The 12709-nt window shown below is 71.4% G+C and carries 13 protein-coding genes; 7 read left to right on the forward strand and 6 right to left on the reverse strand.

Annotation, left to right across the window (positions count from 1 at the left end):
• The first annotated feature begins 168 nt into the window (after positions 1-168).
• The gene (locus tag AC08OQ_RS00185) at positions 169-1317 is read left to right on the forward strand and encodes a cysteine desulfurase family protein (RefSeq protein WP_476599335.1); all 1149 of its coding nucleotides are present in this window, start codon (positions 169-171) and stop codon (positions 1315-1317) included.
• Positions 1318-1330: 13 nt separating this feature from the next.
• Positions 1331-1567 (forward strand): sulfurtransferase TusA family protein, encoded by a 237-nt coding sequence (locus AC08OQ_RS00190; RefSeq protein WP_462186314.1) that lies wholly within the window; start codon positions 1331-1333, stop codon positions 1565-1567.
• A gap of 9 nt (positions 1568-1576) precedes the next feature.
• Here the strand turns inward: AC08OQ_RS00190 and AC08OQ_RS00195 are convergent, their stop codons facing one another.
• Complete coding sequence (locus AC08OQ_RS00195; protein ID WP_476599333.1) at positions 1577-2557, reverse strand: carbohydrate kinase family protein; 981 nt, start codon at positions 2555-2557, stop codon at positions 1577-1579.
• A gap of 321 nt (positions 2558-2878) precedes the next feature.
• Positions 2879-3241 carry an iron-sulfur cluster insertion protein ErpA gene (gene erpA / locus AC08OQ_RS00200; RefSeq protein ID WP_462186316.1) on the reverse strand — a complete coding sequence of 121 codons (363 nt, stop codon included), beginning with the start codon at positions 3239-3241 and terminating at the stop codon, positions 2879-2881.
• A 412-nt stretch (positions 3242-3653) separates the two neighbouring features.
• On the opposite strand from erpA, the gene nadA reads away from it, so the two are divergent.
• From nadA to AC08OQ_RS00215, 3 genes are read left to right on the forward strand one after another with little or no spacing between them, the layout of a single operon-like run.
• A complete protein-coding gene (gene nadA / locus AC08OQ_RS00205) occupies positions 3654-4913 on the forward strand; it encodes a quinolinate synthase NadA (RefSeq protein WP_476599331.1) in 1260 nt (419 codons plus the stop codon).
• Complete coding sequence (locus tag AC08OQ_RS00210; RefSeq protein WP_476599329.1) at positions 4913-5548, forward strand: DUF3043 domain-containing protein; 636 nt, start codon at positions 4913-4915, stop codon at positions 5546-5548. Before nadA ends, AC08OQ_RS00210 begins: the two co-directional genes overlap by 1 nt.
• 33 nt (positions 5549-5581) lie before the next feature.
• Positions 5582-6547, forward strand: a complete 966-nt coding sequence (locus AC08OQ_RS00215; protein ID WP_462186319.1) for an aldo/keto reductase family protein — start codon at positions 5582-5584, stop codon at positions 6545-6547.
• Positions 6548-6610: 63 nt separating this feature from the next.
• On the opposite strand, the gene AC08OQ_RS00220 is transcribed toward AC08OQ_RS00215, so the two are convergent.
• The 3 genes from AC08OQ_RS00220 to AC08OQ_RS00230 form a co-directional block, all read right to left on the reverse strand.
• Entirely contained in the window at positions 6611-7219 is a 609-nt protein-coding gene (locus tag AC08OQ_RS00220) for a TetR/AcrR family transcriptional regulator (protein ID WP_476599327.1), read from the reverse strand.
• Positions 7220-7287: 68 nt separating this feature from the next.
• Positions 7288-7767 carry a nitroreductase/quinone reductase family protein gene (locus AC08OQ_RS00225; protein WP_476599325.1) on the reverse strand — a complete coding sequence of 160 codons (480 nt, stop codon included), beginning with the start codon at positions 7765-7767 and terminating at the stop codon, positions 7288-7290.
• 205 nt (positions 7768-7972) lie between these two features.
• On the reverse strand, positions 7973-8185 hold the full coding sequence (locus AC08OQ_RS00230; protein ID WP_462186322.1) for a hypothetical protein: 213 nt from the start codon (positions 8183-8185) through the stop codon (positions 7973-7975).
• Between the two features lie 425 nt (positions 8186-8610).
• On the opposite strand from AC08OQ_RS00230, the gene AC08OQ_RS00235 reads away from it, so the two are divergent.
• Positions 8611-8784 (forward strand): hypothetical protein, encoded by a 174-nt coding sequence (locus AC08OQ_RS00235; RefSeq protein ID WP_011437513.1) that lies wholly within the window; start codon positions 8611-8613, stop codon positions 8782-8784.
• Between the two features lie 97 nt (positions 8785-8881).
• A complete protein-coding gene (locus AC08OQ_RS00240) occupies positions 8882-10405 on the forward strand; it encodes a bifunctional adenosylcobinamide kinase/adenosylcobinamide-phosphate guanylyltransferase (protein WP_476599323.1) in 1524 nt (507 codons plus the stop codon).
• 20 nt (positions 10406-10425) lie between these two features.
• Here AC08OQ_RS00240 and AC08OQ_RS00245 read toward each other — a convergent pair whose 3' ends face one another.
• Complete coding sequence (locus tag AC08OQ_RS00245) at positions 10426-12708, reverse strand: hypothetical protein (protein WP_476604086.1); 2283 nt, start codon at positions 12706-12708, stop codon at positions 10426-10428.
• Between the last annotated feature and the right edge of the window lies 1 nt (position 12709).

Here is a 12709-nt window from a genome sequence, read left to right on the forward strand (position 1 = left end):
AACGCCATGTCGCCCCGCCGATCCAACCGGACGACATGCTGTCTTCGACACGCTGTAGATGGTGCGGCAGCAGCGTATCTCAGCGGCCGCGAACCTTCTCGCCTCAGGCCCCCGTCAGCGCCTGTGACGCACGCCCCTCCCGGCCGTTCACGGCGTACCGTTTCACAGGTGCCGGCCTATCTCGACCACGCGTCGACCACGCCGCTGCACCCTGCCGCGCGCGAGACTCTGCTAGTGGCCCTTCAGGATGGCTGGGCCGACCCGGCACGGTTGTATCGGGAGGGCCGCCGGGCGCGCATGCTGCTCGACGCGGCGCGCGAGACCGTCGCGAGCGTACTCGGGGCTCGGCCGGACGAGATCAGTTTTCCCGCGAGCGGGTCGGCGGCGGCGCATCTGGCCCTGCTGGGCACGGCGGCGGCCCGGCGGCGCGCGGGTGACGTCGTCATGGTCAGCGCGGTCGAGCACTCCAGCGTCCTGCACGCTGCGCAGCGGCACGAACAGGCCGGTGGACGGGTCGTCAGGGTCGGTGTGGATCATCTTGGCCGGATCGACCCCGCCGGCTTCACCCCCGTCGCCGGTACCGCCGTCGCCAGCCTCCAGCACGCCAACCATGAGGTCGGGACCATCCAGCCGGTCGCCGAGGTCGCCGAACGGATGCGCGCCGCCGGGGTGCCGCTGCACACCGATGCCGCCGTGACAGTCGGCCACATCCCCGTCGACCTGGCCGACCTCGGGGTGGATCTGCTCACCGCGAGTGCCCACAAGTTCGGCGGACCACCCGGGGTGGGCGTTCTCGCCGTGCGCACCGGGACCCGCTGGCGCAGTCCCGGTCCCGTCGACGAGCGGGAGGGCGGTCGGGTTGCGGGCTATCCGAACGTCCCCGCCGTCGCCGCCGCCGCCACGGCGCTGAGCGCCCGGGCGGGTGAACTCGCCGCGGAGGCGCCCCGGCTCGCCGGCTACGTGGCCGAGCTGCGCCGCCGGCTGCCCGAACTCGTCGACGGCGTGGAACTACTCGGCGACCCGGACCGGGCAGCGACGGTTCCGCACATCAGCGCGTTCTCCTGCCTCTACGTCGAGGGCGAGGCACTGCTGACCGAGCTCGACCGGGCCGGAATCGCCGTGAGCTCCGGGTCGAGCTGCACATCCGACACCCTGGCCCCGAGCCATGTCCTGGTCGCCATGGGCGCGTTGACGCACGGCAACCTGCGGATCTCCTTCGGCCGCGAGTCGACCCGGGCCGACCTCGACGCCCTGCTGACGGCGCTGCCCGCGGCCGTGCGCGCCGTGCGGGACCGGCTGGGCGCCGCCGGGCTTTGACGCCGACAATCCGATGACGGAACAGCCGCACACGGTCGACTCGCGAGGACGGCGCTGCCCGCTGCCGATCATCGATCTGGCCCGCGCCTTCGGCGGGATTCCGGTGACCGGCACCATCACGCTCTGGGCCGACGATCCCGCCGCCGGCGCGGACGTCGTGGCCTGGTGCCGGCTGCGGGGTCAGGAGCTGGTGGGCGTCTCCCCGCTCCCGGAGGGCGGGGAGGCGTTCGTCATCCGGCGGCTTGTATAATCTTCCGGCTCAGATTGTCGGCAGATGCTCGGCGATCTCGGCGGCGGCGTCGGAACCGTAGGCCTCGGTGAGACGCTTAAGCACCTCCGACGGCTCCACCGTGTACTCCTGGGTGCCGATCGTCTCCAGGACCAGGGTGGCGAGCAGGGAGCCGACCTGGGCGGAGCGTTCGAGCGAGAGGTCCCAGGACCGGCCGGCGAAGAACCCAGCCCGGAAGGCGTCCCCGACTCCGGTGGGATCCGGGGTGGCGCGGGCGGGAACGACCGGGACCCGGATGGGGTCGCTCTCCGGGGCCTCGATGACCGCACCATCCTTGCCGTGCGTGGTCACCCGGACGCCGACCCTGGCCAGGATCTCCTCGTCCGACCAGCCGGTCTTGCTGGCGAGCAGCGCCTTCTCGTACTCGTTACAGAACAGGTAGGCCGCACCGACGACGAGCTCGCGGATCTGCGGGCCCTCCATGATCGCGAGCTGCTGGGAGATGTCCGCCGCGAACGGATATCCCCGCTGTCGGCACTCCTCGCTGTGGCGCAGCATCGCCCCGGGGTCGTTGGGGCTGACGATCACCATGTCCAGGCCGCCGAACCGCTCGGCGATCGGCCTCAGCTCGATGTCGGCGGCCTCACTCATCGCACCCGGGTAGAAGGACGCGATCTGGTTGAGGTCCTCGTCGGTGGTGCAGACGAACCGCGCGGTGTGCGCGATCTCGCTGACCCGCACGGAGGCGGTGTCCACACCGTGCCGGTCGAGCCAGGAACGGTAGTCGGCGAAGTCCTCGCCGACCGCGCCGACGAGGATCGGGCGCAGGCCCAGCCGGCCCAGGCCGAAGGCGATGTTGGCCGCCACTCCGCCCCGCCGGATCACGAGCTCGTCGACGAGGAAGGACAGCGAGACCCGCTCAAGCTGGTCGGCGAGCAACTGCTCGGCGAACTTTCCAGGAAAGCGCATGAGGTGGTCGGAGGCGATGGAACCAGTCACGGCGATACGCACGATCAAGGAGCTTACCGGCCTGCCCCGAAGCCCGGAACCACCGGCTCGCGCTGGTTCACACGCGTCATTACGGAGGCGTCAGATCGCGGTGTCCCGTGATTCCGGCGGCCCGCAGGCAATGGACCCGCAGGCAATGGAAACGACGGATACCGACACAAGCGGATACCGACACAACACATGCGGGAGAGCCCGGTCCGACGAACAAAGGTCGGACCGGGCTCTCCCGAACGTTCCGGTCTGATCAACCGGTCACCGAACCGCGCCCCGGGGCTCGCGCCGAGACGCGGCCCGAGCAGGAGGTGCGGCCCGGTGCTCAGCGCATCAGTGGAACGAGTCGCCGCAGGCGCAGGAACCCTGGGCGTTCGGGTTATCGATGGTGAAACCCTGCTTCTCGATCGTGTCGACGAAGTCGATCGTCGCCCCGCCGAGGTACGGGGCACTCATCCGGTCCACCGCCACCTTGACACCGGAGAAATCGAGGACGGTGTCGCCGTCGAGGGACCGCTCGTCGAAGAACAGCTGGTAGCGCATGCCCGAGCAGCCTCCGGGCTGCACCGCGATACGCAGCTTGAGGTCATCCCGACCCTCCTGCTCAAGCAGGGTCTTCACCTTGCCTGCGGCGGTGTCGGTGAGGACGACGCTCGAGGACTGCGTCGCGGGTGCGGTGGTGTCCTGAACGGTCATAGGGACTACTCCTGCCCTTGGTGGACGTGCCTGGCAAGCCAGGCCACTAGTTCCGGTTGACTTGTACGCAGGGCGCCGCCGACCATCCGGCGCACACCCCCCCGGGCACGGCACTGCCACTGTGCCGACATCCATGCCCAACACCGTCGGCCGGGATCCGCTTCCTATGGTAGCGATGCCGGCGCGGGCCAACCACGTCGAGATCCCGACCATGCTTGGAGACGGTGGTCACTCCCGTTCACGTTAGTGACCTTCGTCTGGCCGCCAGCTGACCACGAAGAGCTCGGCATACGATGGCGCCGGGAGTTAGAGTCTCATCGACCATTCGTGGACGGGTCCGGCGGGATCGTTCGATCGGCCGCCGCGGACGACGAGGCGGCCAGGCCGAGGGCCGGTCGACCGGAGGAGTGCCATGACCACCAACCCGGCCCTGCGGCGCGACCCGATCCCTGCTCGCGGCCCGATCCCTGCTCGCGGCCCGATCCCTGCTCGCGACCCGGCCCTCGACCGGGTCGGTGTGACTCCGTCACCGCTGGCCCTGCTGCTACTCGGACGCCAGGCCGACCCGGCCAGCGAGCGTGGCGTGGACTGTCCGGGTGAACTCCCCCCGGCGGCCGATCCGACCCTCACAGCCCGCGCCGCGGCGGCGAAGCGGGCGCTGGGTGATCGGGCGTTCATCCTCGGGCACCACTACCAACGCGACGAGGTCATCGCTTTCGCCGACGTGACCGGCGACTCGTTCAAGCTGGCCCAGCAGGCCGCCGCGCGGCCGCAGGCCGAGGCGATCGTCTTCTGCGGCGTGCACTTCATGGCGGAAAGCGCCGACATCCTTACCGGCGCGCACCAGCAGGTGATCCTGCCGGACCTTGCCGCCGGCTGCTCGATGGCGGACATGGCCACAGCCGAGCAGGTCGAGCAGGCCTGGGACGATCTGCTCGACGCGGGAGTCGCCGCCGGCACCGTTCCAGTGAGCTACATGAACTCCTCGGCCGCGATCAAGGCGTTCACCGGGCGCCACGACGGGACGATCTGCACGTCGTCGAACGCCAGGCGCGCGCTGGAGTGGGCCTTCGGCGAGCGTGGGGGCGCCCGGGTGCTCTTCCTGCCGGATCAGCACCTCGGCCGCAACACCGCCATCGGGGAGCTGGGGATGAGCGAGCAGGACTGCGTCGTCTACGACCCCCGCAAGCCCTCGGGAGGACTGACCAGCCGGCAGCTGCGCGAGGCGAAGATGATCCTCTGGCGGGGTCACTGCTCGGTACACGGCCGGTTCACCCGCGATAGTGTCGACGAAGTCCGCCGCCGGATCCCCGGGGTGACGGTGCTCGCCCACCCGGAGTGCCGGCGGGAGGTCGTCACCGCGGCCGACCTCGTCGGCTCGACCGAGTACATCATCTCGGTCGTCGATGCCGCTCCCGCCGGATCGGCGTTCGCGATCGGTACCGAGCTGAACCTGGTGCAGCGGCTGGCGACGAGGCACCCTGACCAGACCGTGGTCTTCCTGGACCGTACGGTGTGTTTCTGTTCCACCATGAACCGGATCGACATGCCCCACCTCGTGTGGGCGCTGGAGTCCCTCGTGCGGGGTGAGACGGTGAACCGCATCACCGTCGACCCGGACATGGCCCCCTATGCCCGGAAGGCTCTCGACCAGATGTTGGCGCTGCCCTGATGGCTCTGCTGAAACGACGCGGCTCCGCCAGCTCCGATGCCGGCTCCGGTCCCATCGCCGGGGATCCGATCGCCGAGCAGGTGGAGAGGGCCGAACAGGAGAAGGTCGCCGATCCGCGGCGCACGGCGGCCAAGGGCCGACCCACGCCCCGCCGGGCGGAGGCGCGGGCCGCCCGTACGAAGCCCGGTGGGGCGCTCGGCGCCCCGGCGAACAAGCAGGAGGCGCGGGCGGCGCGACGCAGGCAGAGCCAGGAGTACCGCGCGGCGATGATGTCCGGCGACGTCAGCCGGCTGCCACCGCGTGAACGCGCGCCCGAGCGCGTGCTGGCCCGCGACTTCGTGGACACGCGGATCAACGTCGGGTCGTTCTTCCTGCCGATCGCCATCGTCTACTTCGTCGGCGGACTGGTCCCGAACGCATCGATCAAGCTGGCCGCGACCCTGCTGATGCTGCTCGGGATCGTCGCGGTCGTCATCGACTCGCTCCTGCTCTCCTGGCAGGTGAGCCGGCGCGTCGCGGAGAAGTACCCGGACTCCCGGGTGCGGGTGCGGGCCTACGCCGTGCAGCGCGCGCTACTGCCGCGGCGCTGGCGACTCCCCCGCCCGCGGGTCTCCCGCTCCGGCCCGCGCCCCTGATCGACGGTCAGGGCCGACGGCTAAGGTCGTCACGTGAAGCATCGACGTCTCGGGCGCAGCGGCCTGTCGGTCAGTGAGATCTCCTACGGCAACTGGATCACCCATGGTGACCAGATCGAGGCGGATGCGGCGACCGCCTGTGTGCGTGCCGCCCTCGACGAGGGCATCACCACATTCGACACCGCGGACGTCTACGCCGGTACCCGCGCCGAGAGCGTCCTGGGCGAGGCGCTGCAGGGCGTGCGCCGGGAGTCCTACGAGCTGTTCACCAAGGTCTACTGGCCCACCGGCCCGGGCGAGAACGACAAGGGCCTCGGTCGCAAGCACATCATCGAGTCCGCGCACGCCTCGCTGCGCCGTCTGCGCACCGACCACCTCGACCTCTACCAGGCACACCGGTACGACCCAACGGTGCCGGTCGAGGAGACCCTGCGGGCCTTCGACGACCTCGTCCGCGCCGGCAAAGTGCTCTACGTCGGCGTGTCCGAGTGGAGCGCCGAGCAGATCAGCGACGCCGTCCGGCTGGCCGGCGAGCTGGGGCTGGACCGCATCATCTCCAACCAGCCGCAGTACTCGATGCTGTGGCGGACCATCGAGGCCGACATCGTGCCCGTCAGCCGGAAGGCCGGGATCTCCCAGATCGTCTGGTCGCCGATCGCCCAGGGCGTGCTCACCGGCAAGTACCTGCCCGGTCAGCCACCGCCGACCGGCAGCCGGGCCACCGGTGGAACCGGTTCCACCTTCATCTCCCGGCTGCTGCGCGACGACGTGCTGACCGCGGTGCAGGAGCTGCGGCCGATCGCCGCGGACGCCGGGCTGTCGATGGCGCAGCTCGCCATCGCCTGGGTGCTGCAGAACGACAACGTCGCCTCAGCGATCATCGGCGCATCCCGGCCGGAGCAGGTACGGGAGAACGTCAAGGCTGCCGGCGTGACGCTCGACGCGGTGCTGCTCGATCGGATCGACGACGTGCTCGCCAAGGTCGTCACCCGGGCCTGACCCGGGCCTGCCTCCAGGCCTGGCCCCGGGCCCGCCGGCTGCCCCGGATCGAATCGGATCGAATCAGCCAGGTTGGTCGTCGGCCGGGTCGGTTCGGCGGAAAGCGGAGGCCAGCGCCTGCCAGGTCCGGTCGAGATCGGATCCTGGCAGGTAGCGGCCGTCCAGTTCGAGGATCATCATGCCGTGCGCGGCGGCCCACAGGGCTTGCGCGAGATAGGGTTCCCCGGCCGCCCGGTAGAACGGCTCCCCCGCCCAGTCCTCGACGTCGGCGCTCAGTAGCCGACGGTTCAGCGAACCGGCGGTGACCAGGCGGTAGAGGTTCGGATGGGCTCGGGCATAGCCCCGGTACGCGGCCAGCAGGGCCGGGACCACCTCCGCGGAACCGCTGCGGTCGACCACGTCGTGGAGCAACTCCCCGATCTCCATGAGCATGGTCTCGATCAGCTTGGCCTCGAGCTGCGGCTTGCCCGCGAGATGCTTGTACAGCGACGGCGCCCGGATACCGAGGAGATCACCGATCCGGCGCATCGTCAGCGCCCCCGCCCCCTCGGTCTCCAGCACCCCTCGCGCGACCGTGATGATCTCGGTGACCCGCGGCGAGACGGGGCCCAGGACCGGGCGGGGCGCGATCCTGGGCAACGGCAGCTCGCCGGCCGGCCGCACCTCCGCCACCGACCGTGCTCCCCGCGCCGGCGCCGACCCGGATTCCGCCCGCACCGGTGAGGTTGCCGTCCCTGTGTTCACGCCGGCGTGATCACGAAGACGGGATGGCGGGGCGCGATCCGACGGATCTCCTCATCGGACGAGCCCGGCCCGACCCCGTCGAAGAAGGCGCCGACCTCGGCCTTCCACCGCCGCAGGTAGGCCCGCAGCACGGCGACGCTCGCCGCCGGATCCAGCTCGATCGCGGAGTAACGCGTGCGCGACCGGCCACGCAGCAGGTACAGCTCGCCCTGGGCCACGCGCAGATTACGCACCCACTGGCCATGTCCTCGCGCCGAGACCAGGTACTGCTGCCCGTCGAAGATGAGCAGGTTCACCGGGGTCCGGCGCGGCTCGCCGCTGATCCGGCCGCGTACCTCGAGGATCCGGCTGCCCAGGAGGCTGATCCCCGCCCGGGTCAACGCCGCGACGGCGCGGTTGGCCACGTTACGAGTGAACCATCCGGGGGCGAGGTAATGCGCTTCAGCCAGAGTGGACGGGTTGTTGTGCTCGGTCAAGATCTGCACCCTCTCTGCCGACCGGAGCGGCCCGGCGCCAGCCTAAGCGATCTCGATGGTTCGGCCGGCCGGACCACACCGGACAGGCCGACGCCGCTAGCCAACACTGCTAGCTAACGCCGTTAGCCGACCTCTCGTCAAGAGGTAGTTCGGTCGGCACGAATCGGGACCGGCACCGGTCGGGACCGGCACGGGCGGAGGCGGCTCAGGTCACCGGGCGCAGGCTCATCGGCCCGTAGATGCGACGGCCGGCATCGAGGAGCGTCACCTGCGCCACCCCCGCATCGAGCAGGTCACGCCAGGTCTCCCCGAGCCACGTCTCAGCGTCTCCCTGGCTGGTGAACGACTCGGAGGTCGAGTCCCCGCCGACCATCGTGATGGTGCCGTCATCGCCTTCGTAGCGCCAGGTCCAGGTCATGAGTGTGTCCTTCCCACCCGGGCGGCCCGCGCTGGAACCGCCGGCCGTGATCGGCCAGTGCGCCGGCCGGTCGCCCCATCCAACCGCGTGCACCCAGCCGACGCGGGACTCCCGGCCCCACCCCAGGGCCGATGATCCATCGTGGCACTGGTCGACCGGCCCGCGGGCCCGGGTCCGGTCGGCCCGTGCTACTGGCGCGGTCGGCGATACCGGCGCCAAGATGTCGTGAACGCCGGTAACGTCAGTTCTGGTGGATGCCCGGACGGCACCGCGACCACCACGATCGCGAAGCCGGCGTCACCGGTCATCGCCGGTCGCGCGAGCCGGCGGAGGTCCGCACGGTGAGCACAGCCGCGTCGAAGGCAGGTCCGCACGACAGGCACGTCTGCGTGAGCAGTACGTCGGTACAAGGAGGAAGAACCCGCGTGGGAACGACCGTCTACAACGCAGCGGCCATCGTGGCCGAGTCCGTGGAACACGAGGACGCGCCCCTGACCTGGTGGGCCGCCGCGCTCGTCACCTTCGCGGCGATCTTCCTGCTGGCGGTGGTGCTCACCCTCATGACCCTGTGGGAGCGCAAGCGCCACCCGCACGTCTGAGGTTCCGGAGGCCACGGAGCCTGGCAGGCTTGAGAACCCGGAGAGGCGGAGACCCCGGGGGATCCGGGGCGCCACGGGATCCGGGAGACGGAACACGATGAAGGTGACGCTGCTCGGCACCGGCTCGGCGGACGGCTGGCCCAACCCGTGGTGCGACTGCGCATCCTGTGCCTGGGCCAGGGAACACGAAGTACGCGGGCAGACGGCCGTTCTGATCGACGACGCCCTGCTGATCGACTGTGGTCCCGACGTGCCCCGGACCGCTGCCCGGCTCGGAGTACGCCTGTCGGGGCTGCGTCATCTGCTGATCAGCCACGCCCATCCCGATCATCTGGGGCCCGAGAGCCTGATGTGGCGCTCGTGGTCGACAGCCGCGGGACGGCCCCTCGACGTGGTCGGTCCGCCGGGGGCGCTGGCGGCGTGCCGGGAGTTCCTGGCTCGCTGGGAGCGATCCGATCCGGACCGGGACGGCTCGCCGCTGCGGCTGATCGCCGTGGTGCCCGGGGGCACGCCGACGGCACCCGGGCCCCTGCGCCTCGGCGGGGACGATCGGCAGGCCGCGGAGGACCGGGGATCCGCGGAGGATCAGGAGTCCCCGAGCGATCGGGGTTACCTCGTTCGACCGGTCGCCGCCCGGCACGGTGACGCGAGCATCGGGCCGGCCGTGCTCTACGACGTGACGGCGCCGGACGGTGGACGCCTGCTGTACGGCTGCGACACCGCGGCGCCGCTGCCGGCGGAGACGCTCGAGGCGGTCACCGGCCGCGCCTACGACGTCGTGTTGCTGGAGGAGAACAACGGCGACCGGCCGGGGTTCGGCGAGCACCTTGACCTCGACACCTTCGGTCAGCTCGTGGCCGAGCTGCGCCGCCGCGGCGCCGTGGTGCCGAGCACCCTGGTACTGGCCGTTCATCTGAGTCACCGCAACCCGCCCGGCGACGAACTGGCCCGCCGGCTCCAGCTCGCCGGCGCGCTGGCACCGGCGGACGGGACCGTCTATGACATCGTCCCGGCCGCCCGGCGGCAGCCACCACAGCCGTCTCAGCCAGCACAGCCACCACGGGCACCAGGGCGGTGGCAGCGCCCGGTGTTCCCGGCACCACACCGGCTCCTGATCACGGGGGGTGCCCGGTCGGGGAAGTCGGCCGAGGCCGAACGCCGGCTGCTCGCCGAACCGGAGGTGGTCTACGTCGCGACATCGGCGCCGCCTGATCCGGCCGACGCCGAGTGGTCCGAGCGGATCGCCGCACACCGGCGGCGGCGCCCGGCCGCCTGGACGACCGTGGAGACGGTCGATCTGGTCCCCCTGTTGCGCTCTCCCGGACCACCGCTGCTCATCGACGGTCTGGGGCTGTGGGTCGGCGCCTGGCTGGACCGTCCGGACGAGTTGCGCATCCGCGCGGAGGAGCTCGTTGACGCCTGGCGGGCCACCGGCCGCCGGGTCGTCGCGGTCACGGACGAGGTCGGTTCCGGAGTCGTTCCCCCGGCCGAGGCCGGCCGCCGGTTCCGCGACGCGCTCGGCCGTCTCAACGCCGATCTCGCGGCCGAGGCCGACGAGGTGTGGCAGGTGGTCGCGGGCATCCCCCTCCGGCTGCGACCGTTCCCGCACGAGTGGTCATAGCGTCCTCACGGGACGAATCCTCACGGGACGAATCCTCCCGTGAGGAAGTCGTAGCGATAGAGCCCGGCCGAGCAGGCCACGATGAGACCGGCCAGTTCGGTCGCGGGAAGCCACCGGCAGGACCGGGCCGCGCCCTCGAAACGCATCATGGTGGCGCATCGCCAGGTCGAGGTGTCCCAGATGCGCAGCGCGCCGTCGCCGCCCGCGGTGGCGAGCCACGCCCCGTCCGGAGAGAAGGCCGCGTCGCGCACGGTGTGGACGTGTCCGATGAGCGTCGCCACCGCCGCGCCGTCGCTCACCCGCCAGACCCGCACGGTGTGGTCGGCTCCCGCGGAGGCCACCAGCGCGCCATCCGGGGAGATCCCCACGCCCAGCACGTTGTCGGTGTGGCCGGTGAGCACAGCCCGCTGCTCCAACGTCGCCACGTCCCACAACCGCACGGTGCGGTCATTGCCGCCCGAGGCCAGCCACCTGCCGTCCGGGCTGACCGCGCAGGCCTGCACCGGACCGCGATGACCCGCCTGATCAACAGAGCCCACCAGACCGCGGGGATCCTCGGAACCGCTCGACGCGGCAGCGGTGGCGGTGGCGGCAGCAAAGGTGGCCAGCCACTCGCCCCCCTCGGTCTCCCACATCCGCAGCGAGCCGTCCCCGCAGGCCCCGACGAGCCAGGAACCGGTGGGGTCGACAGCGAATCCGTAGATCTCGACGTCGGCCGTCAGCACGGCCTGTACCGTCGCGGTGACGGGATCCCACAGCCCGACCGCGTTCGTGTCCACGGGTACGACCGCCCAGGAACCGTCGGGTGCGGCCACCGACCCGCGGGCCTGCTGGACACGACCGCCACTGCTCGCCGCGCCTGGCTCTCCCGTGGCCAGATCCCAGGCGGTCGCGGTGCCGTCGTCGGAGTAGGCGACGACCAGGGTGGGCGCGTCCCGCCCGCGGGGGACCACCACGGCGCAGCCCCGCATCGCCTCGTCCCGGCCACTCGCGGCGGGCTTGGGCAGGGTGACGTCGGTTGCCCACAACCGGATGCTGCCGTAGCGGCCCGCGGCGGCGACCCATGATCCGTCCGGGGAGACCACGCACGTGCGGCTTCCGACGGCGCCGACCAGCTCCGCGCGATGGGTGCCGCGCTCGGCGTCCCAGAGCCGGATCGCTCCCTCCCAGCTGGTCGTCGCCAGGAGGCGGCCATCCGGGCCGACCGCGGCGCACCGCACGGACCCGGCACCATCGCTGATCACGCGATCCTGCCGGCCGGCGGGCATTGACCATCGGCGGACTGTTCCGTCCTGCCCCGACGAGCCGAGCCAGCTACCGTCTGGAGCGACGGTCAGCGAGAGTACGGATCCGGCATGGCCCGTGAGGGTCAACCTCGGGGCTCCGGTCGTCGCATCACAGATCCGGATGACGGAGTCGTCACCCGCGACGGCGATCCAGCTTCCGTCCGGCGCCGGCACGCAGCAGCGCAGCGCCGCGCCGGAGACGGGGACCTGAAAGACAGAATCTCCGCTCACAACGTCCCAGCGGATCAGGGTCCCGGCCCCGCCGACCGAGATGATCCCCGCCCCGTCAGGAGTGAAGGCGCAGGTGTTGACCTCGCCGGCAGGCCCGGTCAGCACCCGGGGCTCGGGCCGGTCCGGCGAGGCTGCGGCGGTGACGGCGGTGATGGCGGACAGAGCGGCGCCGTCCGCCTGCCCGTCGTCGAGACTCCGAGCATCCCGAAGACCAGAAGCATCCCCAAGAGCCGGGGCATCCCCGAAAGCCGGGACATCCCCGAGATCCGGCACGTCGACGGGATCGGGCGCGGTCCATAGGCGGACCGTTCCGTCGGCACCGGCCGAGGCGATGGTTCTCCCGTCCGGCGCCACCGCGCAGGCCAGCACCGGACCGTGGTGGCCCGTGAGCACGGCACGGGATCGTCCCTCCGGGACGTCCCAGACGCGAACCGTTCCATCGCTACCGGCCGATACCAGCCAATCGCCGCTGGGAGCAACGGCGAGCCCGTGCACCCACCGCCGGTGGCCACCGAAGGCGCGGCGCAGCGCCGGATGCGGCTGGTCGGGCAGGGACCAGCGGTTAGCCAGGCGAGGTACGCCGACGTACCGGTCCAGCTGCGACCGGGCCGCCGCGAGCTCGGGCCGTTCGTCGAAGCGGCTGAGCACGACGGCGCCGAGGGCCTCCGGCGGGTCGGTGGGGGCCAGCAGATGCGCGCTCTGGGCGACGGTCCGGCTCAGCACCGCCAGCACGGGATCGGTGGGCAGAGCGGAGGTGGCGATGGCCAGATCAGCCTCGAGCGCCACC

It is taken from the genome of Frankia sp. CcCS3 (assembly GCF_977927575.1).